Below are 26935 nucleotides of genomic sequence, written 5' to 3'. Positions count from 1 at the left end.
TCAGCTACTCGAGTGTCCCCAGGAGGCCATCGTCGTCGTCGCTGTCGTTGGTCTCATCACCGTCATCCTCATCGTCACCGTCTGTCTCGCCATCCTCGTCAGCATCCTCATCGCCACCGTCTGTCTCGCCATCCTCGTCAGCATCCTCATCGCCACCGTCGTCGCTCGATGCAGTGTCGTCCAGCTCGATGTCCGTCGTGACGCCCTCCATCAGTTCGAGAATGTTCGACTGTTCCACGCTGCGAACTTGCTGGGGATAGACACCGATGGTCACGAGCAGGTCGTCGCCTGCTTCGACGGCCTCGCTGACGTGGAGATCGACCTCGAGGGAGTGACCGTCGAACGTCGCATCGGCGCTGAACCGCGACCGGGTCGTTGTCTGCTCGAGGATCGTGATATCTGCGGTCTCCTCGTTCGTGATGTCGCTGATATCGTCGTAGTTGTCCTCGACGAGTGCAACGAGTTCTTCGGCATCCATCTCTTCGACGGGATTGAAGTTCCGGCCTGCGGCCCCGATCTGTGGCGTCGTCAACACCATGAAAACAGCACCGCGCTGGCGACCGAGTGGACCCATGTCGACCGCCTTCTCGTGTTCGGTGAGATAGTTCGTGACGGCAATCGTCTCCGAGGCGGCTCCGACACCGACGTCTTCTTCGACAGTAAGCGGCTCGACATCGGTCTGGTCGTACCCCGTCTCCGACCGAACGCTCGCATCAACGCCGGCCGGCGACGACTCGTGGACGTCCATACCGAGGGTACCCAGACAGCCCGCAAGCGCCGTGAGTCCGAGGCCACCAAGGCCACCGAGCACTGCTCTTCGATTCATTTTCGATTGAATCTCTCTTGAGTTCGTAAATGGTTGTTGCTTCTCTAAGAGAGTGTTCGGCGACGATCCATCACTTCGCTGTCGTCTTCGAACGATGTCGAGGGGTTAGCGTCGGAAAAGACCAAGAATTCCCGACCCGACTGACGGCCCGGGATGGCGATCTGTCCGTCGGCGATGTACTCGAGTCAGATGCAACACCGTCACGTACCCAACAGCGCCAAGCACGATGGCGACGACGGCGTTTCCAAGGAGGAGTTGCTGAACCCCAACCCATGCAAACTCGGTCGTCGTTGCATCCCGTGAGCGAACCGAGTTCGACCCCAGTAAAAATGCGCCGATCTGAAAACTCGCGAGGTAGACCGCTGGCTTGACAAACGGGTTGAGGACGATGACGGAGGCGAAAATCGCTGGCTTGCTGATCCACGACCACAGCGAGATGAAGACGAAAAACAGGCCGACACCGACGCCACCGGTTGGCAGTGCGGTGACGAAAATGCCAATAGCGAAGCTCGCAGCGATCTGCCGTGGCGTCCGTTCCTCACGAAACGCAGCGAGGAGTTTCCGGCGAACCCGGTCGCGATACCGAGCGAGACGTTCCCCTACAGTCACTCTATCCGTGGGTTGCCAGCAACCGGCAAAAGGATATCGAGTTCGTAGATGAATAGTTACGCAACGAGTGTTTTGCCGTCTCAAGCGAGGCGCTGTCAGCGACGTCTCACCAACGAGTCAGGGGAACGAGCCGGCTTCCTCGAAGGCATTGGCGACGCGACCGATCGCAACCACATACGCCGCGGTCCGTGGGTTGTCGAGATCGTGTGCCTCGAGCGTCTCGACGAGGGCGTCGAAGGCGTTGACGATGAGTTCCTCGAGTTCCGCGTTGACTCGCTCTTCGGTCCAGTGGAACCGCTGGCGGTTCTGAACCCACTCGAAGTAGCTCACCGTCACCCCACCAGCGTTGGCGAGGATGTCCGGAATCACGAAGACGTCTTTGTCCTCGAGGATGGCGTCGGCTTCGGGGGTCAGTGGCCCGTTTGCAGCCTCGGAGATAACGTCTGCCGTGACTTCCTCGGCGAGGTCGGCATCGATCGCGTTCTCGAGGGCAGCGGGAATCAGCAGGTCGACATCCATCGTCAGAATGTCCTCGTTCGTCACTTCCGTTTCACACTCCTCGTAGCCGACGATGCTACCGGTCTCGTTTTTGTGGTCTTTGGCCGCAACCGGGTCAAACCCGTCCGGATTGTAGATCCCGCCACTCGAGTCACTGGCTGCGACGACAGTCGCCCCCATCTCGTCGATCAGTTTGGCGGCGATCCAGCCGGCGTTGCCGTAGCCCTGCACAGCGACGGTTGCGCCCTCGAGATCCTTGCCGAGATAGTCGAAGGCTTCGCGGGCAGCGATCACTGTCGAGCGGCCGGTTGCCTCGACGCGGCCTTCACTGCCACCGCTGGCGATGTTTTTACCCGTGATGACACCTGGCTCGGTGGTGTTTTCGAGTGTTTCATACGTGTCTTTGATCCAGTTCATCTCCCGCTGGCCCGTGTTCACGTCGGGTGCGGGAATGTCGCGGTCCACGCCGATCATCGGGCGCAGTTCCTTCGCGAAGGCACGAGTGACGCGCTCGAGTTCGGCCTCGGAGTACTCATCAGGATCGATGATGATTCCGCCTTTGCCGCCACCGTAGGGGATGCCGACGGTCGCACACTTGTAGACCATCCAGCCCGACAGCGCCTTCACTTCGTCACGGGAGACCTGTGGGTGGTAGCGAATGCCGCCCTTGTACGGTCCGCGATCGCCGTTGAACTGCGAGCGGAACGCCTTGAATCGCTCGAGGTTGCCGTCGTCACGCTCGATCGTGAGGTTCGTCTCGAGAACTCGCTCCGGATGTTTGAGCCGCTCGATCACGTCGTCGCCGACGTCGAGATGAACAGCTGCCTCGTCGATCTGAGACTGGAGACTTTCAAACGGGTTTGCTTCGCCAGACATTGAGTATGCCTTCCAAGGAAACCAAAATAAACGTGACGAATGCTATTCATAGTGCATAATATTCAATATAAGGTATTCAGAGGCAATTATATTTTTCCAAACTGTCGACGTCGATTCGGGTGGGAACACGGTGTTAATCGCTGGTCTCAGTGATCACTCTCAGGCCACGTCTCGGCTGCAACGGCCCGCGAGCGGATTCGTTCAGCCTGTGCGATCAACGGCGCATCGATCATCTCGCCATCGACTTCGAAGACGCCTCGACCCTCGGCATCCGCAGTCCGCTTGGCCTCGAGAACCTTTTGGGCCCACTCGAGGTCGTCTGCCGACGGTGTAAACGCCGCATTGATCGGGTCGACCTGCGCGGGATGGATCGCCAGTTTGCCGTCGTAGCCGAGCTGGACCGAAAACGCAGTATCCTCACGCAGTTGTGCTTCGTCGCCGAAATCAGTGACGAGGGTGTCGATAGCCCCACACTCGTGTGCAGCGGCAGCGAGGACGATACGTTCGCGCGCGTAGAGGACCTCCGTTCCCTCATCTGTACGGGTCGCACCGAGATCCGCCGAAAGATCCTCTGCACCGAAAACGAGCGCATCAGTCGCCTGAACGGCCGCGATCTCCGGTGCAGCGAGGACGCCCGCAGCGCTCTCGATTAGCGCAAACACGGGAAGTGAGACGTCATAACCCGCGAGTTCGTCCACGAGTCCCCGGACGTCTCCCGGCGAGTCGACTTTCGGCAACATCACGCTATCGAGCCGAACGTCGCCATCGACATCCTGCAACAGTGCCTCGAGGTCGGCCGCCACAGCCGACTCGGTCGCGTTGACGCGGACACAGACCTCACAGTCCGGATCGAACGCCGGATCAGCGAGAACTGTTCGAACAGTCTCACGTGCATCGGCTTTCTGTCCGGGCGCAACTGCATCCTCGAGATCGAAAACGATCACATCCGCCCCTGCAGTGGGCGACTTGCGCATCATCTCCGGACGATCCCCTGGCGTGAACAGAATGCTTCTCCGTCCCATACATCATGTCTGTGAGCCATTACTATATACTGTTGGACGGACCACGTGACCGAGTTTCGAGACGGACGCCGCCGTCGCCATGTCGACGACTCAAACTGGTTAGAACGGAGGTGTAGACGGGACCCCTCGTTCAGAGTGAAAAATGGTTCGGTCTACGTTGGCCAACAGAAGCGACCAGCTGGGCAACGTCGAGTCGGTCGTGTAGTCTGACTCGAGTCAGAACGCTGGAACGGAGAGACCCGTCGTTCAGAGTGAAATCGGATCACGGGTCCGCCTTTCGGTTACAGAGCAGAGCGGTGGCATGGACACCGCAGGGTAAGCCTCGAGGTACTCGCCCTGCCCAGTCTGTCGAATAGCGCAAGACCCCCACCCCCTATTCAGAGTGAAAACGGAGTACACGTGGGTTGGGGGGCGGCGAACCGTATGCGGAGATGATATTTACTACAGATTGGTTGTGAAAATAAGAGTGGCTGTAGATAAGGGATGAAATTGCCTTTATCGTAAGATATAATCGTACTATACTAGCTAGGTAGGTAGTTCTAGAAAGAGAATGAATGAGCTAGCGATCCAACAAGCAAAACGTGGCGTCGTAGTCAGTGACTCGTCCGAAGTGGGCTGTTTTCACTGCTTCCCGCTCTATCGTCTCATACGACGACGTTAGCTCATCATCCGACACTGCTCTGGACCATCACCTTCCACCACGATCTTCTTTTGACCCTCCCCCCACCGTCGTTCGCACTTTCACTCTGAATGAGGGGTGTGGGGGTCCGACACGAGCGTTCCACGAAGCGTGCACTACAGTCTGCATCCGGGGACTCTGTAGGGAAATCGAAGACAGCCGAAACATCACGTCTTAAAACGTCTACCTGATCGTTATCAGTCTGAACTACCTTCCATAGTTTTATTATGTATGTCTCGAAGAACGGAGACATGGCTGAACAGGCAGGGGACCCGCTTTTCCAATCTCACGATCCGATCTTTGATCGGAAGGAACTCCTCCACGTCGGTCACGTTCCCGACGAAGACCGGATTGTCGGCCGGGACGACGAGATCCAGTCCGTCGCCGCCGAAGTCGGTGCGATCACGCGAGGCGATCCACCCAACAACGTGATGATCTACGGGAAGACCGGCACTGGAAAGAGTCTCATCTCTCGACACGTCGCCACTCGAGCACAGACGGCCGCTCGAGACAACGAGATCGACTGTGGCGTGCTTTACGTCGATTGCTCCGAAGCGAACACAGAAACGCGCGCGACGCGCCAGCTCGCGTTGAGTCTGAAAGATCAGACTGGCTACCAGGAGAACATTCCGCTACGAGGTGTCGGGACGATGGAGTACTACCAGCATATCTGGGGAATCCTCGAGGACTTTTTTGACGCCATTATCGTCATCCTCGATGAGATTGACAAACTGGACAACAGTAATATTCTGATGCAACTCTCACGGGCGCGTGAAGCTCAGAAGACGGACGCTTACATCGGCGTGATCGGCATCAGCAACAAGGTCAAATACCGAGAGACGCTCGACGAACGCATCGACAGCAGCTTCGGCCACCGAGAGCTGTTCTTCCATCCGTACGATGCCTCACAGCTCCGGGAGATCATGCGAAACCGCGAAGATGCGTTCCAGCCCGAGGTCTTAGAAGACGGGACGATCGAACTCTGTGCAGCACTCGCTGCAAAAAAGCATGGTGACGCCAGAAAGGCGATCGAGATCCTCAAAGAGGCCGGCGAACTCGCTCGTCGCACTGGCTCGGAAACTGTCTCAGAGAGCCACATCCAGCAGGCCCAGGAGGTCGCCGAGATCAATCGAATCGAAGAGCTCACCAGCGGGGCGACTGTCCACGCAAAACTCGCCCTCTATGCGCTGGCAAGTCGGATCATCACCGGCGACCGCGAGACCCACAAGACACGGGAGATCTACGAGCGATACGTCGGGATCTGCAACATGGTCACGACCGATCCGATCACTGAAAACGGACTGTATCGGCAGCTCAAAGAGCAGGCCTTCCTCGGCGTTATCGAGTCTGAAAAAACCGGTGGAGGCCGCTCTCAGGGGAGTTATCTCTTACATCGCCTCGTCACTGACCCGAAACACATTATCAAAGCAGTCCGCCGGGACGACTCACTCGAGGAGCTTCCGACGTACGACCAACTCACTGAAACCGGACCCGCAACGAACAACCGCGACGTCGATCTCTCCTCGTTTTCCTGACCCGCCGACTGGGAGCGGGCACGCCTCTTGGACGTCGGATGACTCGTGGTGTCGTTTCAGTCTGAACGAGGGGTGTGGGCGTCGTTTGCTACACCGAGATCAAACTGCTCGTTTCGCGACTATGGCCAGAGCCCACGCACGTCGTGTGCATCGGCGATCCGTGACAGCGCCACGATGTACGTCGCATCGCGCCAGGTGACGTCGCGAGCGTCGTACTCCTCGCGGATGGCGTTCCACGCCTGGAGCATCTCGTCTTCGAGTTCCTCATGAACACGCTCGAGGCTCCATTTGCGACGGTTGATGTCCTGGAGCCACTCGAAGTAGCTCACCGTTACTCCACCGGCGTTGGCGATGATGTCGGGAATGACTGGGATTTCTCGTTCTTCGAAGATCTGGTCGGCCGTCGAAGTCGTTGGTCCGTTTGCGCCTTCGACGATCAGGTTCGCACTGACATCGCGTGCGTTCTCGGCGGTTAGGACGTTGCCGATCGCGGCCGGAATAAGGACGTCGACGTCGAGCTCGAGTAGTTCGTCGTTCGACAGCGTTTCGGGGGCGTCGTAACCCGAGACCATGCCTGGGGTTTCGTCGTGGTCTTCGACGTCGGTCGTGTCGAGGCCGTCGGGATCATAGATCGCGCCATCAATATCGGAGACGGCAACGATCGAGGCCCCGAGATTATCGAGATAGCGGGCCGCGTTGGCACCGACGCTCCCGAACCCTTGGACGGCGACAGTGGTGTCTTCCATGTCCCAGTCGTAGTACTCGATCGCCTCTCGAGCGACGATGCCGACGCTCCGACCGGGTGCTCGCTCTCGGCCGTAGGAGCCGCCGACGACTGGCGGCTTGCCAGTGACGACACCGGGCTCGGTCTCGCCCTGTTGCATCGAGTAGGCGTCCATGAACCACGCCATCTCCTGGGGACCGGTCCCCATGTCCGGCGCGGGAATGTCTTTCATCGGGCCGATCACGGGGCGGAGTTCCTCCGCAAGCCGGCGGGTGAGCCGCTCGGTTTCGTCCTTGCTGAGCTCTTTCGGATCAACGACGACACCACCTTTCGCACCACCGAATGGAAGGTCCATCACAGCGCACTTCCAAGTCATCCACATCGAGAGACCGACACACTCCTCTTCGGTTACGCCAGGATGGTAGCGCAGGCCGCCTTTGTACGGCCCACGGACGCTGTCGTGGTGGGCGCGATATCCCGTAAACATCTCACGGCTTCCGTCATCGCGCTCGAGTGGGATCGTCACGCGGTAGACGCTCGTCGGATGTCGCAGTCGCTCGACGATTCCCTCGTCGACGTCGAGATGGGCAGCTGCGCGCTCGAGTTGGCGACGGGCTGTTTCAACGGCACTCTCCGGTTCCGGCTCCGATGTGGGCTCAGTTGTTGTCATAGTATTGCCGTAGAGATTCCGCCCGAAGCGAGGGTCACGGTAGCCCTCTGTTGACAGCCGTTTTGAACGCGACGACTGTCTCGGGTACTGGGAAGCTGTTTTCCCGCGGCAGAGATAATGTTTGCTACTTCACTCGAGTTCGTGCAATATTTGCACACCACACTCTCTCGGCATGGTATTATGCAACAATTTCGAGTTGGCACCGCGCGACAAAGGGAGATGTCGAACGTTCGAACCGAGGCTCATCCTTGGCGACCTCCCGCGAGCGAGCAGTATGCTTTTGCCGTCGCTGTGTGACCTCGAGCGTATGAGTGGACTGGAAACCGACGGCGACCTCGAATGGCTGTCCCTGGATGCCGACGAGTCGGTCCGCTGGGCCGGCGGGCCGGATCTGCGGACGGTTGCACCGACGGCGTTGTTACTCGCGTTGCCTGTGCTTGCACTCGCAGTCGTCCCGTTCAATACGGTTGCCGGACTGGCACTCGTCGCAGTGCTCGGAGCGGTGACGGTTCCGATCGTCGGCTGGGCTGTCCTCTGGATTCGGAGCACGGACTACGTCGTGACCACATCCGGTCTGTACGAGAAACGCGGCGTGTTCTCGCGGGATGTCAAGCGGATCGACTTCGAGAAGGTCCAGAACACCTCCTACAGCCAGAGTGCACTCGGTACGCGTTTTGGCTATGGGCACGTCGAAATCAGCTCCGCCGGCGGTGCGGGTGTCGAAATGCGGTTTCGATCCGTTCCGGAGCCACGAGCGGTCCAGCAGCTGATCAGCAGTCACGTCTCCCGCGGGCAGGCCACTGACCGCTCTAAGACGGCCAACGCAACCGATGCGGTCCTCGAGGAGATCCTCGTCGAGTTGCGAGCAATCCGGACGGCACTCGAGGACGGCGCTGGCGATGCGGAGTCCGTCGAGACGCGCTCGAGCACACAGTCGGACGACAGCGTCCCTCTCGAACACGAGTCGGCTGACAGCAATTCGTGAGCAGTGGTGGCACGTATCAAGCCGACTCTCTCTAAAGGAGTAGGGCTGAGCGAGACTGGGACCGACCGATCCAGAAACGCAGGCTCTGGGTATTCGTCCGATCAGATCGCCGTCGAGATCATATAGACGTTGATACAGACGGCCGCTGTCCAGGGGAGCGCAAGCCCTGCGGGAACGATCGGTCGGTAGGCTGGAGGGAGCATCGGCCGACAGATCAGTCCGATAGCGACTGCGATGCCTTTGAGAGCGAGCATGCCAGCCAGCCCGTAGCCTTCGATTGCACTCCTGGCGACCGGGTTCGATTCGGCCAGTCCGAGGTGTAAACCGACGAACGTCGTCACGATGTCACCGACCAGCGATAGCGCGACGAGGACCCACAGAAGTCGCTCGAGGACGGCTGGAGAGAGGTCACGAAGCAGTTCGGTGTGGAGAGAGGCCCCGCTGAAACTCATACACTCCCCGCCGGAGTCGAACCGGTCGTTACGTAACCGTCGGGAGTGGTGTCCGCAGGTGACGGTTCCACCACTCGCGGTATTGTTATGTCAGGCGTAGCGTCTCACCACCTCTCGTAACACGTTGGTAACCACCGTGGAATGGTCCTCGAAGGGGCGTGACTGATCCGGCTGAAAACGACGGCCTCGAGAGCGTCAGTATCTGATTGCGATCGGTAGTGGGTGGTAAACCGGGTGCGAACAGCTGAGTAACGGGGATGGCCTCGACCGGCCCCAATCGAGGCTGTGGCCATAACGGCTGTCGGGACAGGGTTAGCCGACCGGCGGGTTGTAACGACCTGTTCGTAAAACCTGACACTCCCCATCACTGTTGATTACCACCTGCCGCTTAGCGGATTCGTATCTTCCACGTAATATATAACGCGTGGCACCTGCAGGCACAATGGCTTTGCTCGATTTCGTCTTCGTATCCGACAGCTATAGACGCTCCCGTGTCCGTGGTCCGTCGCTGGACGATACGGGTGAATACACCGTTATAAATCACTCTCGCGGTATGGAAGACACACACACCGAGTATCTCGTTTCCCGGCTCGCGACGATTCGTGACCGGCTCGAGGCGGGCATGGACCGTCGCGAATTCCTTCGGACCCTCGTTACTGGCGGCTACGCGCTTGGTGTTGCCCAGTTTCTCGGCGTCGACGATTTCCTTGCAGCTGATGACGGCGAGGTTCCAATCGTTACCGCACTCGTCAGGTCCGACCCCGACGACCCGTGGTCACTCGAGGAGCGGACGCGGTACGTCCCCACGTCGTGGTATGCATCTGTTACGAAGGCCTTCGAACTGAACGACCTGCTGGCGCGAACAGCATTTACCGGCTATCTCGGGAGTGCAGTCGTTCCCGGATCGTACGATCGTGGGACTGCATCCGTCTCTGTCGGTATCTCGAGCGGTCTCGATTCGTTCCGAGACACGTTCGATGGACTGGTCGACGACGTCTCACTCGATATCGAGACGATCGTCGATATCGACGGCATCGAAGACGGACACGAGGGCTTCGAGCCGCGGTTTATCGACTCGGCCTCGAGTGGGGATATTCCAAGCGGCATCGCCTGTGAAACACCGGGGAGCATTGCGACGCTCGGCCCTGTTCTGTACGATCCGGACACCCGACAGGAGTTTTTCGTGACGGCCGAACACGCGTTCGAGGACGGAGCCGATCCGGACAGTGATCGACTCTCACTGCCGGTCGATGGAGCCGACACTGTCGAACTGGGAGCCGTCGAGCGCGCTCATCCGGTCGAGGATATCGTCGCTGTTACTCCCGGAAACCAATTCAGACCCTCGAACACGATCGACACACCCTCACCGGCTCGCGTCCGTGGTCAGCTCACCCGACTCGGACTTGCTGATCTCATCGCTCGTGGCGAAGACCTCGAGAAGGTCGGTGCCATGACTGGGCATACGACCGGGACGATTCAGGGTATCGACGCGGTTACCTGCTTTACCGACGAGTTCTGTCGACGCGGTCAGATTCGCTGGGGTGGGGAAATGGATCTGACTGACGGCGACAGCGGATCGGTGAGCTATCATAACGACCCCGAGGGTGCCGACGAGGACGTCCTCGTTGCAGGCTTCAACAATGCCCGTACGTGGTGGCCAGGACAGAGCTACGTCTGGGGAATTGGCGCCTACAAACTGACCGAAACCTACGGATATCACTTCTGACTCATGGACGACGACCACGATCCGACACACGAAAGCACCACCAACTGCGACCTGAATCAGCGCCGTCCGTTCCGGCCTGCCAGATACTCGACCGGCACACCAATGTTCGTTCACCGACCACACCGCGGACAACCACCACGCCGATGAGTTCCGATACTGCTGACAGCCCCGGCCGGGCTGGCGGCACGATAAAATCGGTTGCAAACACCACTGCCCGACTCGCGATCGACCTGCTCGTCATTACCGGCTGGGTCATGCTTCTGACGCTGTTCTTTCTGCAGAACGCGTGGCCACGGTGGGCGTTTTACGCACTGCTCCTCCTCGGGATCGGTGTCTACGTCACCGTAACCGCAGCATGGCGCACCAGCGATTCCGACGAACCGACTGCCTAGAGTAACAACTGAACCGACTGACACACGCATTGTACTGTCCGCAGTTCTCGCTCGAGAAGAAAACTCGACGACGAAACGATGTCACCGATGCCGACAGTGCCTGCAGGATCGTCGACGACGCGATTAGGACAGGCAACGACCGCCGGCGTACAAGAGGAAGCCGTCGTCGGCCGTCTCGTCGACGTGCTTAGGGGTGAGATTGTGATAAGCCGCAAGCAGTGCCCCATCGACGACCGCGCCGACCTGATCAATCATTTCGTCGAGCGCACCCGCGTACAGGTCGAACTCCGGCGGCCTCGAGGCGGCGATGAACCTCTGTATCGCTTACGCGAGTGCGGCCTCGAGGCGGTCGATCAGGCTCGTGTTACCGACGTGGACCGGCACGCGCTGGTGAAGGTCGGTCGCCTCAACCTCGAGGATCGAGTACTCGCCGTTCGAGGAGCGGCCGCCGGCAGCCTCGATGACGTAGCCGATCGGGTTCCCCTCGAACTGCAAGCGGAGTTTTCCGTTTGGGCTGTCCTCGAGGGCAGGGTAGGCAAAGATGCCGCCGTAGGTGAGGACCTGGTTGACGTCGCCGATCATTGCGCCACCGTAGCGGAGCTTGTGTTGTGGGTTGGACTCGACCTCGCGGACGTACGCCTCGAAGTCATCGGGCCAGTCGGGGACGCGTCCGCCGAAACCGTAGGTGATCGGATCGTCGGGAAGGGTCACGTCGTGCTCGACGACCGTCCGCTCACCCCCGGTGAGTTCGTACTTCGTGACCGTCTCGTCACGGGCGTACACCATTGTCGTTATCGGACCGTAGAGCACGTATCCCGCCGCAACGAGGGCAGTTCCCGGGGCGGGGAGTGGCTCGTCATAGATGCCGAACACCGTCCCCATCGTGTTGTTCGACTTGAGATTCGAGGAGCCATCGAGTGGATCGACGGCCACGGAGAGCCCGTCATCATCACAGTCGATGATCTCCGCGCGCTCCTCGCTTGCGTACTGGGAAACGCCGTCGATCGACGACAGTCGCTCCGCGAGCAGGTCGTCAGCCCAGACGTCTGCCTCGGCCTGGGTCTCGCCGCTGGGGTTTTCTTCGTCGGCTTTCCCCCGTCGACCGACCAGTCCCTGTCGGATCTCGGTCGCCGAGCGGCTGATCGTCGCGACGATGTCCTCGACTGGGTCGGACACCGTCATTCCTCGAGTGCGGCGTCGGCGGTTTCGCCCTCGTAGATGACCTTCTCCAGCGCGTCGAGCAGCTGGGTCGGGTCCTCGCGCTGCCAGACGTTACGACCGACGGCGAGTCCGCTCGCACCGGCGTCCATCACGGCCTCGACCGTCGAGAGGAACTCGTAGTCGGAGGTCTTCGAGCCGCCGCTCATGACGACGTTCATGTCACCGGCAGATTTGACGGCGTGGGCCATCGCCTCCTTGCTGCCGGGGTATTTGACTTTCGCGATATCGGCACCGATCTCGAGGGCGATACGGGTCGCATAGGAGATGGTGCTCGGCTTGGTGTCGTTTTTCAGCCCCTGTCCGCGTGGGTACGACCACATGACCATCGGGAGGTCGTACTCGCGGCCCTTCTCTTGGGCGTCGCGGAACTCCTCGTACATCTCGACTTCGTTGTTCGAACCGCTGTAGACGGTAAAGCCGAGCGCGTCGGCACCGAGTTCGGCGGCGTAATCAACCGAGCAGTTGACCGGCGAGTCAGGCTCGCCCATCCAGAGGTTCGACGTGCCGTTGAGTTTGAGCAGGAGGTTGACGTCGTCCTCGTAGCTGGGATAATAGCCCTCAGCAACCCCTTTCTGGACGGCCATCGCGGTGACGGCGTCGTGCGTCGCCGTCTCGAAGACCGTCGATGGGTCGAGTTTCTCCGGTACTTCCTCGAAGTCGACCGGACCGTGTTCTAACCCGTGGTCCATCGCGAGAATCAGTGACTTGCCGTCGCGAACGATCGGAGAGTCGTCGATCGGAATCATCTGTTAGTCGGTCCAACTGGCCGCTATAAATCTTTGATGGTCCGAGTTACCAGAATTACGTACAATAGTAGTAGTAAACACCGTCTCTGACCGGAAACAGGACAGCGGTTCACAAACTGAGAGACAGGGAGTGGTCTCCTCGAGCCACGGACGAAAAGGCCCATTAGTCTGCCAACACATCACTCATGTATGGGACTTGGCAGCACTGCAAAGAAAATTCAGGGCCTTTCCGACCGTGCCGAAGCGATGTACAAGCAGGTACAGCAACTCCAGCAACGGATCATTGGACTGGAAGAAGAGATGGACGACACCCATGAGACGGTCAAGCGCCTCGATCATCAACTCACCGAACAACGAGCACTCCTGCTTGCGATCGCTGCAGAACAGGGGCTTGACGGTGAGGAAATCCTCGCGGAAGCAGCGATCGACGAAGCCGAACTCGAGGACGATGAGACCGACAGCGACGCGACGGAGTCAACCGACACGATCACGGAGGCCGACGCGAGCGACACACCGGCTAAGTAGCGTTCTCCGCCGTATCTCCCCAGACAGTAACCCAGTATACGCTCCCCTCGGTCCGCCAGCAACCGGCTCCAAACACGGTGGACCCACGATGTGGGCGCGCTGTCGTGTCTGTGAACTCGACGAACAGCCGTTATCATCGGTACGCGATACGAACCGGCGTCATGTCTGACTTGGCCGTCTCGATGGTCGGCATCGAAACGCCTGTCAGGTCGACAGGCCAGCCGTCCGAATCTGTGGCTTGTCGCCATCGTCGGCTTTCTCGAGTTCGAGAGAGGCGTCGAACAGCTGTTTGAGCGTGTTCATCGTCTGGGCATCGTGAGACGTCGAGTCGATGACGTAGACACCCATCGCGTCTGCACTCTGGATTCGGCCGGTAAAAACGTGGAGAAACCGAAAGACGGTCTGGAGATCCGAGTACATGAGCAGCGTCGATACGGAGTAGAGCAACACGCGGTTTTCGGTCACGCCACGCTCCTCGTAAAAGTCCTGTAAAAACTCCGAGAGATTGATTCCGATTCCCGTCATATCGACCGGTGAGGAGGCGTACTTGACTCGCGGATCGTCGTCGACGGATCCAATACCGCGCTGTTTAGTAACACAGTCGACGACGCCGAGATCTGGATCAGTGCTTGGACTAATCGAGTCGGCAAACGACTTGAGAACCTTATCGGCACTATCTTTGGTCGTCACGATGATCGACCCATCACCGCGGTCGGCACCGCTTGCGAGGATATCGAACGCGATCTGTCGCTTCCCCGTTAGCGGCGGACCCGCGATGAGTAGATTCGTCCCGGGCTCGATTTCGGCGTCCGGTAGGACGTCTGCGAGGTCATACATACCAGATACTCACATCCATCCGCAGCCGTACTGGTGTATCACTGTGTGCGCTGGCTACTTCGGTGTGTGATATGAAAATACCGAATCTAGCTTATATTACTTTTGATTGGACGATTATTGTCAACACTGCTTTCCGATATCGAGGGCATCCAGGTTCGAAACTGCTCTCGAGTCAGTTCACCCTCCCGTTGGGATCGTCACCGCTGCCCGCCCAACAATAAACGCCAGTGCAGCGAGGAACATCCCGTACTTGAGGTGTGACTGTCCAGCCGTCGGATCGTCGAAACTCTCGACGGCCGCATAGAGCATCACCGCGTCCGCCGGCACCACCACCAGCAGGTACATAATTCCGAAATACTCGAGGAGATACGGAATCGGGCTCGCGATCACAGCCACGATGAGCAAGCCGGTCGCGATCTGGAGCGCACGCCGTTCGCCGATTGCGATGGGAAGCGTGTTCAACCCCTCCTCGCGGTCGCCAGCGATGTCCTCGACGTCCTTGATAATCTCTCGAGTCAGTGTCGCAATCGCCGAGAGGACGAACAACACCACGGCAGGGCCCATGTTGCCCACCGCCGCCGCGCCGAAGAGAAACGTGCTTCCGACGAGGTAGGCGACCAGTGCGTTCCCCAGCCCGGGCAGTCCTTTGAAGAACTCGGTGTACGCGACCAGCGCAAGCAGATTGATCGTTGCGATGGCGATCGCAGCCGCCGGCAGCGTGATCGCGAGCCCGACAGCGCCACCGAACAGGACGAGGCTAAAACCGAGCGCACCCCGTGGGCTCACGGCTCCCCGAGGGATCGCTCTCCCTGGTTGGTTGATTCGGTCGATTTCCCGATCGAAGTAGTCGTTGATCGCGTTTCCGGCCCCAACTGCAAACCCCGTTGCCGCGATCGCCGCTGTCACCGACAGTGGCTCGGCGGCGACACCACCGGCGACGAACGCGCCGATAAACGTCAACACGCTCGCTGCAACCACGTTTATCGGCCGCGTCAACTCGAGCAGCCCACGAATCGTCTCACCCGCTGTCATGGACGAAACTGCTCAGTCGGACTGGTTAAACGGTACGATCCGCTCTCAGCGGTCGTCGCTGTCACTCAATTCGATTGCACGCGCGGGGTAAAACAGTGTGATGCCGGCGAGCCTACCGCCACTCCTCGAGATCACACAGCGTCTCGGCGTCGACTGAGAGCCACTTACAGACCCGTTCGTCGCCAGTCGCATCGGCGGGAACGGCAGTCCAGACCTCGTTCTCGTCATCAGTGAGCAACTCGAGCGGTGCATCTGCAGACCAACCGTCGTCTGGGATCGGGGCCTCGTTCACCGTCATTGACAGCTGACTGTTGCCCACACAGCGTAAATACCCCGTGTGGTAATTTTCACCGATTGAGAAGTAGAATGCTGTCTCGAGCGCTCGAGGAGAGTGTGGTGTGCTGGTCGATGTCGAAACCGTCCCGAATCGAGTGACTTATACGGGACCGCCGGAAAATAGGTGGTAAGGGCGCTTAGCTCAGTCTGGACAGAGTACTTGGCTTCGGACCAAGCTGTCGTGGGTTCAAATCCTGCAGCGCCCACTCACAAACGCCTCGATTCTCGACTAATACTACTTTCCCCGTAGAGCGTTCGCTGTCCGTCTTTTCGCCACTTTCGTCCGTTTCACAGACGGGGGTGGAATCTGATCCCAACGGGCAACGGGTTGCGTCCCCGTCAGGTCATGCGATTCTCGTCACAAACTCGGGGTGGTCGGCGTGACGTTCTCGCTCCAGTCGTCGACCGCTAACTCGAGTTGCCGTCACTGTGGCGCTCATGTTTCCGACCGATTCAGCCGCGTGTTCGGCGACGATGACGATCGCGCCCACCGCTGTTCTGAGTGCGATACCTACGCGCGACTGAGCCGCGGCTCGGCTGCTGGCGTGGACGTCGGGATTCCAGATCCAGAAACGTCATCCGGACGTCACGGAGGTGAGGCCGATGCGTGAGGACTCGTTCGTTCCCGCGAGTCAGCTGTACGACGTTGGGAGTCAAACGCCCATAGCCCATCCGGCCCATCAAGCGACAGATAACGACGTTCGCAGCAACGAGTAGCTGCCAACGAGCAGGACAGTCTGGGGCGACATGGCAAACGCCAACCCGAGCGCGGCAGACTCGCCGGTACTCAGTTCGTCGTCATCGTCTTCATCCTCGGCAAGCGCGGTGCCGCTCAAGGAGGACTGTTACGTGCATATCCGACACATCGACGAAGGACAGTGGTCGCTCAAACTTGTAGATAAACGTGATATACAAATTAAATAATCATGTGGTAGTTATTGATTCACTAAGGCTCGTGATCGGTGATAATCGTTGAGGAACCATCCGCTTCCCACGTAACGACTATCTCTTCGATTTCATTAGCAGGATCAATAGTCCCGAAGTCTATACTTTGACCATCAACCGCATCGCCACTAACATCAACATTGTCGTTGGACTCATCAATGGCGAACGTAATCCCCTCTCCTGCTGTAATATCGGAACCGTCTCTTTCTAAGTCAGCACTTTCAGAGTCGCCATCGACAGTTACACTTACTGACAAGGTGTCTGGATCGATATCATCGCCACTCGTGTGAGAGATGTCAACTACCGTATTGTTATCATTGCTTTCCCAGTCATACTGAGCTTGTGGTGCGCTATCATTGAAGTCACCAATATCCAGTACAAATGCTGCGATCACAGCAGCCAGAATGACAGTGATTGCTACCATCAGGATCACGCCGATAACCGGCGAAACAGCACGCTCTTGGTCACCTCCAACAAGTTTTGTCGTGTATTGACTAAGATCAAAATTCATTGTCTAGTTCTCGTGTTCAGCGAGAATTGTTGAGGAACCGTCCGCTTCCCAGACAACTTGGAAATTACCAGTCTCACTATCGAAATTTATTGTTTCGCCAGCAGACCATGTGATATCTGCGTTGCCATCAATATCGCCATTGTCATTCACGCTTGGATCAAATTCGACGTTCGATAGTTCGATATCATCACCGCTTGTATGAGTTATCGACATCTCGTCTTCATCACTATCAACCTCCCAGTCGAACTGCGCGTTCGGCGCATTGCCATCAAGATCACCAATGTCTAGCACGAACGCTGCGATCACAGCTGCGAGAATGACAGTGATGGCCACCATCAGAATAACTCCAATAACTGGCGATACAGCTCGCTCGTCTTCGCTTCCGATCAGCTTGCTTCGATATTTCGTGAGATCCATAGTTGGATTTGCGTTTTCACGCACCCACAACGGTAAGACTCTCGAGTGCCACAGTGGCACCCGACGGCGCTCGAGGGAGCTACAAATCGCCCCTCAGCGGTGCCGTCTCGTCGTTGCGGTGCTACTTGCAGTCAGCGGAGACTGCATATATATAATTGTCCCAAAGTACAGTGTATTAGTGAAAAGAACGTTTTGAGACACTTTTAGAACTGATAATTAGGCGGGGTTAGAGACCCTACAGCACCCCCTTGAAGCCACGCAGTCTTGCGATTTCCCGATTATTCAACGATACAATACATGTTTGAAGCCTCACATCTGAAACCCAGCATGGACTGGGACACCCTCGCAGTCGACGAGCGCGACCTCGCGCGCACCGACGACGGCGGGACAGACAGTGATCCGTGGGCGGCCGCCCTCGACTACCAGGCTGTGCGTCGCTATGCGAGTCAGCATCCGGACAAAGGCCCCTACGCGATCTCGAACGCGCTGGAGTTACCACGTGGGCGTGTTCGTGGGTGGATCGACGACAGGAAGCCGGATGCCGCCCGCGGGATCGAGGTCGCTCGCGACTACGGCTGGCTGGATGCGACCATGCAAGACCAGCCGTTTCTCGCACTGAACACGCTCGTCGCGAACGTCTTCTCCGGTGGGTCGATCGCCACCGACACGTTCGTCCCCCTTTGCACTGAACCATCGCGATGCACACCGTATCGCACGACGGCTGTGAGATGCGTGTGGACATCGGTTCAGTTGTACTGTACACTTAGAACGAGATCAAAAAGCGGTTCGACGCAGCCGTCAGCCGCCGAGATATAGCTGCGACACTTCTTCGTTGTCCAGCAACGCGTCGGCCTGGTCCTCGAATCGGACGGTCCCCTGATCGAGGACGTAGCCGCGATCGGAGATGCCCAGCCCCTTCGTAGCGTTCTGTTCGACCATCAAGATCGCCGTGTCCATCGCGTTGACCTCCTGGACGTCTGCGAAGACATCGTCGGCGGTGTTCGGCGCGAGGCCGGCAGATGGTTCGTCGATCAGGAGCACGTCGGGTTCCATTACGAGCGCGCGGGCAAGCGCAAGCACCTGCCGCTGGCCGCCGGAGAGGTTCCGAGCCTTCGCTGTCCGCTTTTCGTCCAACAGGGGAAACCGATCGTACAGCGTCTCGAGGACCGGCCCGAGATCGTCGTTACGGGCGACGCCGCCCATCCGAAGGTTCTCCTCGATGGTGAGCGAGCCGAACACGTTCTGGGTCTGGGGAACGAAGCCGATCCCCTCGCGAACGATATCCTCGGGTGCCATCCCGCCGATATCTCGATCATGGTAGGTGACGGCACCCTCCCATGGCGTCAGCATGCCAAAGGCGGTTTTGAGAACGGTCGACTTCCCGGCCCCGTTCGGCCCGATCAGACAGACGATTTCGTCCGTATCGAGGTGGAGTGTACAGTCATCGAGCACTTGCACCTCGCCGTAGCCGCTGTCGACGCCGTCGAGTGCAAGGACGTGGTCGGCGCTCATACGCCACCACCCCCAAGGTAGGCGTCGATAACCTTGGTATCCGACTGGATCGCGTGGGGTGGCCCTTCGGTGAGCACGCTCCCGCGGTCGAGGACGACGATCGGATCGGCGAGGTTCATGACGAACTCCATGTCGTGTTCGATAAGCAGGAAGGTCGTTCCCTGCTCGTTGAGCCGCTGGATCTGCTCGGCGAGTTTGTTCCGGAGCGTCGGGTTGACGCCGGCGACCGGTTCGTCGAGTAATAGGACCTCCGGTTCCGCGAGCATTGCACGGGCCAACTCGACCAGTTTCATCTGGCCGCCGGAGATGTCCGTTGCGGGTTGGGTCGCGAGATGGTCGATCTCGAACTCCTCGAGGATCCGTTCGACGTCTGCGAGATTCTGTTGTTCGTGCTCGCCGACGGTCTTGGGGTCGGTGAACAGTTTCACGAACGACTCGCCGGGCTGGTGTCGCGGGCCGACGAGCATCGCCTCGCGGACGGTCATTCCCTCGAGTTTGCGGGGCGTCTGGAACGTTCGGATGAGGCCGTGTTCAGCCACCTCGTAGGGCTCGGTGCCGGTGACGTCGGTTCCGTTGACCGTGACAGTGCCGCCGTCAGGCTCGTAGAAGCCCGAAATGAGGTTGAAGATCGTCGACTTCCCGGCCCCGTTGGGGCCGATGAGGCCGGTGATCGTCCCCCGTTCGACCTCGAAGGTCGCGTGATCGGTGGCGACGAGTGCGCCGAAGGACTTCTGTAAATTCTCGACTCGGAGCACGACGTCGTCTTTCGCCATGTTGGCGTTCGTCTGGACTGTGCTCACGTCCATCTCGCTGGTCGTTCCTGGTTCTTCGATCGCGTCACTCATTTTTCTCACCTGCTTTCACGTCACGCACACCTCGATCGGGCTGTGACGGTGCGCTGCTGTCGACCGCACTCGGCCAGATCAGTTCCCGCTGTGGCGGAAGGATTCCCTGCGGTCGGAACCGCATGACGAGGATGATCAACAGGCCAATCGCGAGCAGCCTGAACGGTGCCCCACCGAGGGGAATCCAGCCGATATCGTTGACGAACCGAGAGCCTTCCCGGATGGCCACGACGACGAACCCACCGAGCAGTGCCCCGCGGTTCGAGCCGCTGCCGCCGAGGATCACGGCGACCCAGACATAAAATGTCGTGATCGGGTCGAGGTCACCCGGGCTGACGAAGAGATTTAGATGCGCATAGAAGACGCCCGCAAGTGCCATGATGAGGCTCCCGAGGACGAACGACTGCATCTTGTAGGAGTAGGTGTTCTTTCCCAGCGCCTTCGCTAAGTCCTCGTCGGAACGGATCGTCCGGAGCAGCCGCCCCCACGGCGATCGCTGTGCACGCCGGAGGACGGCGAACGTCCCGCCGAGGAAGACGAGCAACAGCACGACGTTGAGCAGTTGCTGCCAGAACGTCAGCCCCAGAATGACCGGTGATCCGGGGACGAGTTCGATCTCGATCGCCGGCATCACTTCGGTGAACGTCCCCAGAACGGGCCACTCCTCGAAGAAGGTCGGGATGCCCCGGAGGCCGGCGCTGCCGTTGGTCCACTGGCGCTCGTTGAGCATGAACAGACGGATGACCTCCGCCAGTCCGAGCGTCGCGATCGCGAGGTAGTCTGCACGCAGTCGCAGCGTCGGAATGCCGATCGCCACTGCAACCACCGCAGCCAGGGCAAGCCCGACGATCAGACCGAACACGGGGTTGTAGCCGCCGCCGATCGGAGAGTTGCTGGCTGTCATCAGGGCCGCGCCGTAGGCACCGAGCCCGAAGAAGGCGGCGACGCTGAAGTTGATCAGCCCAGTAAACCCCCACTGGGAGTTCAGTCCGAACGAGAGGAGCGCGTACATCCCTGCCAGACCGAACAGGAAGAGGAAGTAGGATGCGCCGAGCGCGCCGGTGAGCAAGGCTATGACGAGGCCAAACACGATCAGCCCGATCGCTACCGTGACGCCTTGCTCCGTGGTCGTCAGATCGTCCCAGTAGCCGCGGGGGTCGGTGAGAACCCTCATTTCAGACCCCCTCCCCGCTGATACCGTCGCCGGCGATCCCAGTCGGTCGGACGAGCAAGACGGCAACCATGATGAGGAACGCGACGGCGTTTGCGTACTCGATACCGATCGGGATACCCACGTCAGACAGCAGCGGCATCATCTCGACGACCATCCCGATGAGGAACCCACCGAGCATCGCGCCGTAGATGGAGCCGATCCCGCCGAGGATCACTGCGGCGAAGATAACCAGCAGGACGTTAAATCCCATCCGTGGCTGGAGCTGGTTGAACAGTCCGAGGAAGGCGCCACCGGCACCCGCCAGCCCCGCACCAATGATCCATGACATGAGCTTGATGCGATACGTTCGAATGCCGCTTGCGCGCGCAAGATCCGGATTGTCGGCCATCGCTCGCATCTTTCGGCCGAGATCAGTGTGTTGCAAGAGGACGTGAAGTCCCGTCACGAGTATGGTCGCCGAAATGACGATCGCGACGTCGTGTTGGGTCAGCCGAATCCCGTAGGGCAACAGCGTCTCGATCGGCTGGACGAATCCGACATCGTATCGGATCGAGTCCGAGCCAAAGCCCATCTGGATCAGTGCACGGTAGACGAAGGCGACGCCGATCGATGTGATGAGCAGGCCGATCGAGCCGATGTCCAGCGGTTCGTAGACGATTTTTTCGGTAAGTATCGCAACGACAGCGGCGACGGCGAGCCCGATCAGGAGTGCAACAAAAAAGCCCATCGGCAGCCCGAGGATGCTGAACCCGACGCCACCGACGACGCCGAAACTGACGAGCGTCGTATATGCACCGACGGTCATCGTATCACCGTGTGCGAAGTTCGCGAAGCCGTTGATGCTGTAGATCAGCGATAGCCCGATGCTCCCGAGGACGATGATGCTACTGTACACCAGTCCGTTGGCAGCGTATTCGATAATAGACATTGGTGAGACACCGATTACGATTCTCGGAGTCCGAGCGAGACGTAATCGTGATCCTGGACTTCCAACACCATGAGTGTCCCCCGCGGGTCACCGTTCTCATCGAAGTCGATCGGACCGCTCACGCCCTGATAATCGATGTCGTCGGCCGTCCCGCCGTCTTCGAGAATCTCGTGGGCCTCCTCGTAGGTGAAGACTTCTTGCCCTTCGGGGCGAGTCACGTCGCGGACGACGTCGCCGAGTGCCGCGCCGGTGAACTCGTCGGCAGCCTCGATCGAGAGTGCGGCGGTGACCACGCAGTCGTAGGCAAACGCCGACCAAGACGTCGGTGCTTCACCGTGCTCCGCCTCGAAAGCCTCGGCGAAATCAAGGTAGTTGTCCTGGTCTTCGGGGACACCCGGCTCAACGAGTTTCATTCCGTCCATGCTGCCCTCGGGCGTTCCTTCGAGCACGCTGTCGCCCCGATTGGAGTCGGCACCATAGAGCTGGACGTCGTCTCCGTAGCCGCCCGAATCCATATCGTTTACCATCGTCGTAAACTCCGACTGGTATGTAATGAAAAGCCACGCGTCCGCGCCGGAGCTGTCCATGCTGGAGATGAGACTGTTGTACGACGACTCGTCACTGTCGTGGACATTGTCGTAGACGATCTCTCCCTCGTAGGCTTCCTCAAAGGCATCGTACAGGCTATCTCCGAAGTCATCGTTGATCGAGGTCACGGCGACTTCGTCGTAGCCATCTTCCTCGATAATCTCTGCCAGCGCGATCGACTGCGTTTGCCCGCTGGGCGACATTCGGAGGAGACCCGGCTCGTCCGTCAGGTTGACCCCAGTCGAACTCTGGCTCAACTGGACGACATCCGTCCCACTGATAACGCTGTCGTAGATTGCCATCGAGACTCCCGAGCCGACCGCCCCGATGAGGAACGGAACGTTGTCCTGCTCGACCAGCTTCTGTGCCGCTGAGAGGCCCGGCTGGGATTCGCTCTCGGAATCCTCGATGATGATGTCGAGTTCCTCGCCTTTGACGCCGACCTCGTTGACGTGCTCGAGTGCGATCTCGACGGCGTTCTGGTTCCGTTCGCCGAAGTCGGCCAGCGATCCGGTCAGCGAGTCGACCATCCCGATCGTGTACCCGTCATCATCGTCGGTTGTCCCGACACAGCCAGCCAGTGCGGCGAGTCCGAGTGCACTCCCGGCGGTCAGTACGTCTCGTCGGTTCCGTCGCAATATGTCATCATCCAACATAGGATATGAGCAGGATTAGAAAGAGTCCTTGTTAGTACTACCACCGACCATGGTCAACACGGCCCGTAGACGCCCGGATTCGGCACTGACAGCGCGTGTGGAACCCCAGTTCGGCAACGCTGTAACCGACAACTCACGGCCGACCAGGCGGCCGGGAGCCCCACATATCGATCACTGGGGGCGTCTATGGTCGGGTGACTGTTTACCCTCTCCCCGTTTCATTAGCCAACTATGCTCCTTCCAATCGCGAACAATTTCGTCGCTGCCGAAGATCAGCCCGGAGCGCTCTCGCATATCGACACGCTCAACGATGACGGGATCGCTGGCATTCTGAATCTACTGGGTGAACACTACGATGATCCCGCAGATGCGGCCGCTGACGCCGACGCCTACATCGAACTGATCGAAGCGATCGACAGGCACGATCTCGATTGCTGTGTCTCCGTCAAACCCTCCCAGATCGGGCTGGACTGTGGCGACGACGTCTTTCTGACCCACCTCGATCGAATCGTCGACGCAGGCACCACCCACGATGTCTTCGTCTGGATCGACATGGAAGACTACACGACGACCGATGTCACGCTCAGTGCGTTCGAACACCACGCACGCAAGACCAACGGAGCGGTCGGCGTCTGTGTGCAGGCGAACCTGAAGCGAACGCGCGAGGATATCGAACGACTGACTGACGTTCCGGGCAAGGTTCGGTTCGTCAAAGGCGCGTACGACGAGCCAAAACACGTCGCCTACAAGAAGAAATCAGAGGTAAACGAGGCGTATCGAGACCTGATCACGTACGCCTTCGAGTCGTTCACCAAAGGGAAGGTCGCTGTCGGCAGCCACGATCCGGAGGTCATCGATTACGTCGAGGAGCTCGCTCGAACGTATGACACGCCCTACGAGTTCCAGTTGCTCATGGGCGTCCGCGAGGATGCCCAGCGCGAACTCGCCACGGACCACGATGTCTACCAGTATGTTCCCTACGGACCGAAATGGATGTCCTACTTCTACCGACGGGTGCGCGAACGCAAAGAAAACGCCCTGTTCGCCCTTCGAGCAGTGCTCAGCTAGTCCCCTTCCAACCGTTGCCTGATGGTATGACCGATACCAGCCGACTAGTTCGACCCATCAGTACAGGGTCGGGCCAGCGACGAGGATTCTCGAGTTGTCATTCGCTCCCGGCACCGTCCGGATCAAGCAGCTTTGACTCAGCTTTTCGCAAATGGTCGAGCAGCGTCGTCTTCGAGATGTCGAGTTCAGCCGCTAGCTCCCGGGTCGAGACGCCCCGTGGCCACTGGTAGTAGCCCCGATTTCGTGCAAGCTGGAACACCTCCCGCTGGGTTGTGGTAAGCGCATCCATCCGGTGTTTGCGCTCGGACTCGCCCGAAGGCGTGCTTGTGATTGTCTCGATCGATACCTCTGCACCCGCGGACTCACAGACTCCCTCGATCGCGCTCTCGATTCTGTCTCGATCGTCGGCGAAACAGACCTCCCAGTACTCCTGTCCGCCCTCGATTCGTACGGGGGCGCTGTGGACGAACCCGTGTTCGAGCAGTGTCGGACAGATCATGTCCTGTGGGTCGTACTCGAGGAAAAATTCGGTGACGACGTTGCCGGGGAGCAAGGAAGACTGTCGACGACCGAACCGTTCTTGCAGTTCAAGCACCTCGCCCGCAAGCGGTGACGCTTGGATTTCGTCGAGTAGCGTCTCGACTTCCTCCGTCGTTTCGCCAAACGCAGTAAAAAGCCCGTTTACGGGCTCCTCCGCTGGAGCCGGCACGTTATAGATCGCGTGTGCCAGGATCCCCCCACCGACCCGTTCGGTCGATTCGATCGCCCAGCAGTTTGGGTGCCATAGTTCAAGTGTTAATCGCGTGCCGTGAAGTGGACGGCTCACGTTCATTGCCATTCTGTACCAGTGAGTAGGCAAGTAGTTCTCGATTCGCGAAATAGTACACCCGACCATGGTCGGGTCGCATATCGACCCCTCCCATGGGCGGGGCGCGTTATTCTATGGTGACGGCCAAACCACCATCCATGAGTCAGCAAACACAGGTCTACGGCCACCAGATCGGTGGCGAGTGTACTGATGGCGACGGAACCGAGACGTTCGCAAGCGAGAACCCGGCGACTGGCGAAGAGCTCGCACGTTTCCAGCGGGGCACCGAGTCAGACGTCGACGCCGCGCTCGCGGCCGCTGAGGACGCCGCCGAAGAGTGGCATTCCCTGTCGTACATCGATCGAGCGGAGTATCTCTGGGACATTTATCACGAACTGCGCGAGCGCACCGACGAACTCGGTGAGATCGTCACCAAAGAGTGTGGAAAGGAGATCAGTGAGGGGCGGGCCGACGTAATCGAGGCCTACCACATGGTCGAGTGGGCCGCTGCAAACGCCCGCCATCCACACGGGGATGTAATTCCGAGCGAAATCGCGAGCAAGGACGCGTACATGCGCCGCAAGCCCCGCGGCGTCGTCGGCTGTGTCACCCCGTGGAACTTCCCGGTCGCGATCCCGTTCTGGCATATGGCGGTCGCGCTGGTCGAGGGGAACACGGTCGTCTGGAAGCCCGCCGAGCAGACGCCGTGGTGTGGCCAGATCATCGCCGAGATGTTCGAAGATGCGGGAATTCCCGACGGCGTCTTCAACATGGTCCAGGGCTTCGGTGACGCCGGCGCGGCGATCACCGACGACGAACGCGTCGACACTGTCCTGTTTACTGGCTCGGCGGAGGTCGGCCACGAAATCGCAAGCAAGGTCGGTGGCGAACCCGGCAAACTCGCCGCCTGTGAGATGGGCGGCAAAAACGGGATCGTCATCACCGAAGATGCCGACCTCGACGTCGCCGTCCACTCCGCAGTCATGTCGAGTTTCAAGACGACTGGCCAGCGCTGTGTCTCGAGCGAGCGGCTAATCGTCCACGAAGACGTCTACGACGAGTTCAAAGAGCGATTTATCGAGGTCGCGGAGAACGTTTCCGTCGACGATCCGCTCGAGGAATCGACGTTCATGGGGCCGGCGATCGAGGCCGAACACGTCGAGAAAATCAGGCAACACAACGAACTCGCCCGCACGGAAGGCGCGGAGGTACTCGTCGATCGCGAGGAACTCGACGACAGCGAGATTCCCGACGGCCATGAGGACGGCCACTGGGTCGGCCCGTTCGTCTACGAACTCGACTACGATTCGGAGCTGCGCTGTCTCCAAGAGGAGTGTTTCGGCCCCCACGTCGCCCTGCTCGAGTATTCGGGTGACGTCGATCGCGCCCTCGAGATCCACAACGATACCGATTACGGGCTCGCCGGCGCGATCATCAGCGAGGACTACCGGAAGATTCACCAGTTCCGCGACGAGGCCGAGATCGGGCTGGCGTACGCGAACCTACCCTGCATCGGCGCGGAGGTTCACCTTCCGTTCGGCGGCGTGAAGAAGTCCGGGAACGGCTACCCGAGTGCCCGTGAAGTCATCGAAGCCGTCACCGAACGCACCGCGTTCACCCTCAACAACTCGAAGGATATCGAAATGGCACAGGGGCTCTCGGCGGACGTCACAACGTCGGACGACGACTGATCGGTCCGCTCTCCTTTTTTATGCTCGCCGATCGTTGATGGCCGTCCAGTCGCGTCACTCGCTCGACTGATACGGACTGTCGATCTCACCTGGCCCGGTCT

At 59.3% G+C, this 26935-nt stretch carries 29 protein-coding genes, 1 tRNA gene and 2 pseudogenes; 10 read left to right on the top strand and 22 right to left on the bottom strand.

The genetic code is table 11. The annotated features are described in order from the left end of the window. Positions 1 to 4 precede the first annotated feature (4 nt). From DV706_RS15725 to DV706_RS15710, 4 genes are all read right to left on the bottom strand, one after another. Positions 5 to 826 (bottom strand): DUF6517 family protein, encoded by an 822-nt coding sequence (locus DV706_RS15725; RefSeq protein WP_006067957.1) that lies wholly within the window; start codon positions 824 to 826, stop codon positions 5 to 7. A gap of 105 nt (positions 827 to 931) precedes the next feature. After that, entirely contained in the window at positions 932 to 1435 is a 504-nt protein-coding gene (locus DV706_RS15720) for a DUF2062 domain-containing protein (RefSeq protein WP_006067958.1), read from the bottom strand. A gap of 117 nt (positions 1436 to 1552) precedes the next feature. Beyond that, the gene (locus DV706_RS15715) at positions 1553 to 2809 is read right to left on the bottom strand and encodes a Glu/Leu/Phe/Val family dehydrogenase (RefSeq protein WP_006067959.1); all 1257 of its coding nucleotides are present in this window, start codon (positions 2807 to 2809) and stop codon (positions 1553 to 1555) included. A gap of 146 nt (positions 2810 to 2955) precedes the next feature. Beyond that, entirely contained in the window at positions 2956 to 3831 is an 876-nt protein-coding gene (locus DV706_RS15710) for an HpcH/HpaI aldolase/citrate lyase family protein (RefSeq protein ID WP_083902078.1), read from the bottom strand. A 930-nt stretch (positions 3832 to 4761) separates the two neighbouring features. Between DV706_RS15710 and DV706_RS15705 the strand changes: the two genes are divergently transcribed. Further along, on the top strand, positions 4762 to 6045 hold the full coding sequence (locus tag DV706_RS15705; RefSeq protein ID WP_006067961.1) for a Cdc6/Cdc18 family protein: 1284 nt from the start codon (positions 4762 to 4764) through the stop codon (positions 6043 to 6045). A 119-nt stretch (positions 6046 to 6164) separates the two neighbouring features. Here the strand turns inward: DV706_RS15705 and gdhB are convergent, their stop codons facing one another. Then, the gene (gene gdhB, locus DV706_RS15700; RefSeq protein WP_006067962.1) at positions 6165 to 7439 is read right to left on the bottom strand and encodes a glutamate dehydrogenase GdhB; all 1275 of its coding nucleotides are present in this window, start codon (positions 7437 to 7439) and stop codon (positions 6165 to 6167) included. A 307-nt stretch (positions 7440 to 7746) separates the two neighbouring features. Here gdhB and DV706_RS15695 point away from each other — a divergent pair, with 307 nt between their 5' ends. Then, on the top strand, positions 7747 to 8424 hold the full coding sequence (locus DV706_RS15695; protein WP_006067963.1) for a PH domain-containing protein: 678 nt from the start codon (positions 7747 to 7749) through the stop codon (positions 8422 to 8424). Positions 8425 to 8525: 101 nt separating this feature from the next. On the opposite strand, the gene DV706_RS15690 is transcribed toward DV706_RS15695, so the two are convergent. Beyond that, positions 8526 to 8876 carry a DUF5658 family protein gene (locus tag DV706_RS15690; RefSeq protein ID WP_006067964.1) on the bottom strand — a complete coding sequence of 117 codons (351 nt, stop codon included), beginning with the start codon at positions 8874 to 8876 and terminating at the stop codon, positions 8526 to 8528. 553 nt (positions 8877 to 9429) lie between these two features. On the opposite strand from DV706_RS15690, the gene DV706_RS15685 reads away from it, so the two are divergent. Both DV706_RS15685 and DV706_RS15680 read left to right on the top strand, forming a co-directional pair. Next, a complete protein-coding gene (locus DV706_RS15685) occupies positions 9430 to 10602 on the top strand; it encodes a hypothetical protein (RefSeq protein ID WP_006067965.1) in 1173 nt (390 codons plus the stop codon). A gap of 143 nt (positions 10603 to 10745) precedes the next feature. Next, the gene (locus DV706_RS15680) at positions 10746 to 10994 is read left to right on the top strand and encodes a hypothetical protein (RefSeq protein ID WP_006067966.1); all 249 of its coding nucleotides are present in this window, start codon (positions 10746 to 10748) and stop codon (positions 10992 to 10994) included. On the opposite strand, the gene DV706_RS22505 is transcribed toward DV706_RS15680, so the two are convergent. The 4 genes and pseudogenes from DV706_RS22505 to DV706_RS15660 all read right to left on the bottom strand — a co-directional run bounded on the left by DV706_RS22505 (position 10991) and on the right by DV706_RS15660 (position 12961). Next, positions 10991 to 11221 (bottom strand): ADP-dependent glucokinase/phosphofructokinase, encoded by a 231-nt coding sequence (locus DV706_RS22505; protein WP_136350765.1) that lies wholly within the window; start codon positions 11219 to 11221, stop codon positions 10991 to 10993. The genes DV706_RS15680 and DV706_RS22505 overlap by 4 nt on opposite strands. Beyond that, a pseudogene (locus tag DV706_RS15670) lies at positions 11169 to 11309 on the bottom strand (ADP-dependent glucokinase/phosphofructokinase); the annotation flags it as partial. The gene DV706_RS22505 and the pseudogene DV706_RS15670, both read right to left, overlap by 53 nt. A 9-nt stretch (positions 11310 to 11318) precedes the next feature. After that, positions 11319 to 12176, bottom strand: a complete 858-nt coding sequence (locus tag DV706_RS15665) for a class 1 fructose-bisphosphatase (RefSeq protein ID WP_006067968.1) — start codon at positions 12174 to 12176, stop codon at positions 11319 to 11321. Beyond that, positions 12173 to 12961 carry a class I fructose-bisphosphate aldolase gene (locus DV706_RS15660; protein WP_006067969.1) on the bottom strand — a complete coding sequence of 263 codons (789 nt, stop codon included), beginning with the start codon at positions 12959 to 12961 and terminating at the stop codon, positions 12173 to 12175. The genes DV706_RS15665 and DV706_RS15660 overlap by 4 nt, the downstream gene beginning before the upstream one ends. Before the next feature lie 189 nt (positions 12962 to 13150). Here DV706_RS15660 and DV706_RS15655 point away from each other — a divergent pair, with 189 nt between their 5' ends. After that, entirely contained in the window at positions 13151 to 13486 is a 336-nt protein-coding gene (locus DV706_RS15655; protein WP_006067970.1) for a DUF5798 family protein, read from the top strand. Between the two features lie 204 nt (positions 13487 to 13690). Here the strand turns inward: DV706_RS15655 and DV706_RS15650 are convergent, their stop codons facing one another. From DV706_RS15650 to DV706_RS15640, 3 genes are all read right to left on the bottom strand, one after another. After that, entirely contained in the window at positions 13691 to 14323 is a 633-nt protein-coding gene (locus DV706_RS15650) for an RAD55 family ATPase (RefSeq protein ID WP_006067971.1), read from the bottom strand. Between the two features lie 177 nt (positions 14324 to 14500). After that, positions 14501 to 15355, bottom strand: coding sequence for a geranylgeranylglycerol-phosphate geranylgeranyltransferase (locus tag DV706_RS15645; RefSeq protein WP_006067972.1), 855 nt, complete (start codon positions 15353 to 15355; stop codon positions 14501 to 14503). 112 nt (positions 15356 to 15467) lie between these two features. Continuing rightward, the gene (locus tag DV706_RS15640; RefSeq protein WP_006067973.1) at positions 15468 to 15653 is read right to left on the bottom strand and encodes a DUF7511 domain-containing protein; all 186 of its coding nucleotides are present in this window, start codon (positions 15651 to 15653) and stop codon (positions 15468 to 15470) included. A 169-nt stretch (positions 15654 to 15822) separates the two neighbouring features. On the opposite strand from DV706_RS15640, the gene DV706_RS15635 reads away from it, so the two are divergent. Then, positions 15823 to 15897 (top strand) — tRNA-Arg (locus tag DV706_RS15635). A 165-nt stretch (positions 15898 to 16062) separates the two neighbouring features. Further along, positions 16063 to 16302 (top strand): DUF7563 family protein, encoded by a 240-nt coding sequence (locus DV706_RS22100; protein WP_083902079.1) that lies wholly within the window; start codon positions 16063 to 16065, stop codon positions 16300 to 16302. A 69-nt stretch (positions 16303 to 16371) separates the two neighbouring features. On the opposite strand, the gene DV706_RS21820 is transcribed toward DV706_RS22100, so the two are convergent. The 3 genes from DV706_RS21820 to DV706_RS15620 form a co-directional block, all read right to left on the bottom strand. After that, on the bottom strand, positions 16372 to 16527 hold the full coding sequence (locus tag DV706_RS21820) for a hypothetical protein (protein WP_169331125.1): 156 nt from the start codon (positions 16525 to 16527) through the stop codon (positions 16372 to 16374). Between the two features lie 110 nt (positions 16528 to 16637). Then, entirely contained in the window at positions 16638 to 17147 is a 510-nt protein-coding gene (locus DV706_RS15625) for a type IV pilin (protein ID WP_006067974.1), read from the bottom strand. A gap of 3 nt (positions 17148 to 17150) precedes the next feature. Beyond that, positions 17151 to 17564: a type IV pilin gene (locus DV706_RS15620; protein ID WP_006067975.1), complete on the bottom strand. Its 414-nt coding sequence runs from the start codon at positions 17562 to 17564 to the stop codon at positions 17151 to 17153. A 327-nt stretch (positions 17565 to 17891) separates the two neighbouring features. Here DV706_RS15620 and DV706_RS15615 point away from each other — a divergent pair. Next, positions 17892 to 18273: pseudogene (locus DV706_RS15615) on the top strand (hypothetical protein); the annotation flags it as partial. Positions 18274 to 18362: 89 nt separating this feature from the next. Here DV706_RS15615 and DV706_RS15610 read toward each other — a convergent pair. Genes DV706_RS15610 through DV706_RS15590 form a run of 5 tightly spaced genes read right to left on the bottom strand, consistent with a single transcriptional unit; the run spans position 18363 to position 23267 of the window. Continuing rightward, positions 18363 to 19076: an ABC transporter ATP-binding protein gene (locus DV706_RS15610; RefSeq protein WP_006067977.1), complete on the bottom strand. Its 714-nt coding sequence runs from the start codon at positions 19074 to 19076 to the stop codon at positions 18363 to 18365. After that, positions 19073 to 19882, bottom strand: a complete 810-nt coding sequence (locus DV706_RS15605; protein WP_049890022.1) for an ABC transporter ATP-binding protein — start codon at positions 19880 to 19882, stop codon at positions 19073 to 19075. The genes DV706_RS15610 and DV706_RS15605 overlap by 4 nt, the downstream gene beginning before the upstream one ends. A gap of 31 nt (positions 19883 to 19913) precedes the next feature. Then, positions 19914 to 21095: a branched-chain amino acid ABC transporter permease gene (locus DV706_RS15600; protein WP_006067979.1), complete on the bottom strand. Its 1182-nt coding sequence runs from the start codon at positions 21093 to 21095 to the stop codon at positions 19914 to 19916. Between the two features lies 1 nt (position 21096). Next, positions 21097 to 22023: a branched-chain amino acid ABC transporter permease gene (locus tag DV706_RS15595; RefSeq protein WP_006067980.1), complete on the bottom strand. Its 927-nt coding sequence runs from the start codon at positions 22021 to 22023 to the stop codon at positions 21097 to 21099. Positions 22024 to 22037: 14 nt separating this feature from the next. Further along, positions 22038 to 23267 carry an ABC transporter substrate-binding protein gene (locus DV706_RS15590; protein WP_006067981.1) on the bottom strand — a complete coding sequence of 410 codons (1230 nt, stop codon included), beginning with the start codon at positions 23265 to 23267 and terminating at the stop codon, positions 22038 to 22040. 231 nt (positions 23268 to 23498) lie between these two features. Here DV706_RS15590 and DV706_RS15585 point away from each other — a divergent pair, with 231 nt between their 5' ends. Next, complete coding sequence (locus tag DV706_RS15585) at positions 23499 to 24335, top strand: proline dehydrogenase family protein (RefSeq protein ID WP_006067982.1); 837 nt, start codon at positions 23499 to 23501, stop codon at positions 24333 to 24335. Between the two features lie 97 nt (positions 24336 to 24432). Here DV706_RS15585 and DV706_RS15580 read toward each other — a convergent pair whose 3' ends face one another. After that, on the bottom strand, positions 24433 to 25167 hold the full coding sequence (locus DV706_RS15580) for a helix-turn-helix domain-containing protein (protein ID WP_006067983.1): 735 nt from the start codon (positions 25165 to 25167) through the stop codon (positions 24433 to 24435). A 134-nt stretch (positions 25168 to 25301) separates the two neighbouring features. Between DV706_RS15580 and DV706_RS15575 the strand changes: the two genes are divergently transcribed. Further along, a complete protein-coding gene (locus DV706_RS15575) occupies positions 25302 to 26834 on the top strand; it encodes an aldehyde dehydrogenase family protein (RefSeq protein WP_006067984.1) in 1533 nt (510 codons plus the stop codon). Positions 26835 to 26935: the final 101 nt, after the last annotated feature.

The organism is Natronorubrum bangense (genome assembly GCF_004799645.1).
GTDB classification, from domain to species: domain Archaea; phylum Halobacteriota; class Halobacteria; order Halobacteriales; family Natrialbaceae; genus Natronorubrum; species Natronorubrum bangense.
The sequence above is the reverse complement of the archived record's forward strand: the minus strand, read 5'-3'. Positions and strand labels throughout refer to the sequence as shown.

What these genes read in the sequence shown, in the direction of transcription:
- DV706_RS15725 (WP_006067957.1), bottom strand. Translation starts at nt 826, where the DNA reads ATGAATCGAAGAGCAGTGCTCGGTGGCCTTGGTGGCCTCGGACTCACG.
- DV706_RS15715 (WP_006067959.1), bottom strand. Translation starts at nt 2,809, where the DNA reads ATGTCTGGCGAAGCAAACCCGTTTGAAAGTCTCCAGTCTCAGATCGAC.
- DV706_RS15710 (WP_083902078.1), bottom strand. Translation starts at nt 3,831, where the DNA reads ATGGGACGGAGAAGCATTCTGTTCACGCCAGGGGATCGTCCGGAGATG.
- DV706_RS15705 (WP_006067961.1), top strand. Translation starts at nt 4,762, where the DNA reads ATGGCTGAACAGGCAGGGGACCCGCTTTTCCAATCTCACGATCCGATC.
- gdhB (WP_006067962.1), bottom strand. Translation starts at nt 7,439, where the DNA reads ATGACAACAACTGAGCCCACATCGGAGCCGGAACCGGAGAGTGCCGTT.
- DV706_RS15695 (WP_006067963.1), top strand. Translation starts at nt 7,747, where the DNA reads ATGAGTGGACTGGAAACCGACGGCGACCTCGAATGGCTGTCCCTGGAT.
- DV706_RS15690 (WP_006067964.1), bottom strand. Translation starts at nt 8,876, where the DNA reads ATGAGTTTCAGCGGGGCCTCTCTCCACACCGAACTGCTTCGTGACCTC.
- DV706_RS15685 (WP_006067965.1), top strand. Translation starts at nt 9,430, where the DNA reads ATGGAAGACACACACACCGAGTATCTCGTTTCCCGGCTCGCGACGATT.
- DV706_RS15680 (WP_006067966.1), top strand. Translation starts at nt 10,746, where the DNA reads ATGAGTTCCGATACTGCTGACAGCCCCGGCCGGGCTGGCGGCACGATA.
- DV706_RS22505 (WP_136350765.1), bottom strand. Translation starts at nt 11,221, where the DNA reads ATGGGGCACTGCTTGCGGCTTATCACAATCTCACCCCTAAGCACGTCG.
- DV706_RS15665 (WP_006067968.1), bottom strand. Translation starts at nt 12,176, where the DNA reads ATGACGGTGTCCGACCCAGTCGAGGACATCGTCGCGACGATCAGCCGC.
- DV706_RS15660 (WP_006067969.1), bottom strand. Translation starts at nt 12,961, where the DNA reads ATGATTCCGATCGACGACTCTCCGATCGTTCGCGACGGCAAGTCACTG.
- DV706_RS15655 (WP_006067970.1), top strand. Translation starts at nt 13,151, where the DNA reads ATGGGACTTGGCAGCACTGCAAAGAAAATTCAGGGCCTTTCCGACCGT.
- DV706_RS15650 (WP_006067971.1), bottom strand. Translation starts at nt 14,323, where the DNA reads ATGTATGACCTCGCAGACGTCCTACCGGACGCCGAAATCGAGCCCGGG.
- DV706_RS15645 (WP_006067972.1), bottom strand. Translation starts at nt 15,355, where the DNA reads ATGACAGCGGGTGAGACGATTCGTGGGCTGCTCGAGTTGACGCGGCCG.
- DV706_RS15640 (WP_006067973.1), bottom strand. Translation starts at nt 15,653, where the DNA reads ATGACGGTGAACGAGGCCCCGATCCCAGACGACGGTTGGTCTGCAGAT.
- DV706_RS15625 (WP_006067974.1), bottom strand. Translation starts at nt 17,147, where the DNA reads ATGAATTTTGATCTTAGTCAATACACGACAAAACTTGTTGGAGGTGAC.
- DV706_RS15620 (WP_006067975.1), bottom strand. Translation starts at nt 17,564, where the DNA reads ATGGATCTCACGAAATATCGAAGCAAGCTGATCGGAAGCGAAGACGAG.
- DV706_RS15610 (WP_006067977.1), bottom strand. Translation starts at nt 19,076, where the DNA reads ATGAGCGCCGACCACGTCCTTGCACTCGACGGCGTCGACAGCGGCTAC.
- DV706_RS15605 (WP_049890022.1), bottom strand. Translation starts at nt 19,882, where the DNA reads ATGGACGTGAGCACAGTCCAGACGAACGCCAACATGGCGAAAGACGAC.
- DV706_RS15600 (WP_006067979.1), bottom strand. Translation starts at nt 21,095, where the DNA reads ATGAGGGTTCTCACCGACCCCCGCGGCTACTGGGACGATCTGACGACC.
- DV706_RS15595 (WP_006067980.1), bottom strand. Translation starts at nt 22,023, where the DNA reads ATGTCTATTATCGAATACGCTGCCAACGGACTGGTGTACAGTAGCATC.
- DV706_RS15590 (WP_006067981.1), bottom strand. Translation starts at nt 23,267, where the DNA reads ATGTTGGATGATGACATATTGCGACGGAACCGACGAGACGTACTGACC.
- DV706_RS15585 (WP_006067982.1), top strand. Translation starts at nt 23,499, where the DNA reads ATGCTCCTTCCAATCGCGAACAATTTCGTCGCTGCCGAAGATCAGCCC.
- DV706_RS15580 (WP_006067983.1), bottom strand. Translation starts at nt 25,167, where the DNA reads ATGAACGTGAGCCGTCCACTTCACGGCACGCGATTAACACTTGAACTA.
- DV706_RS15575 (WP_006067984.1), top strand. Translation starts at nt 25,302, where the DNA reads ATGAGTCAGCAAACACAGGTCTACGGCCACCAGATCGGTGGCGAGTGT.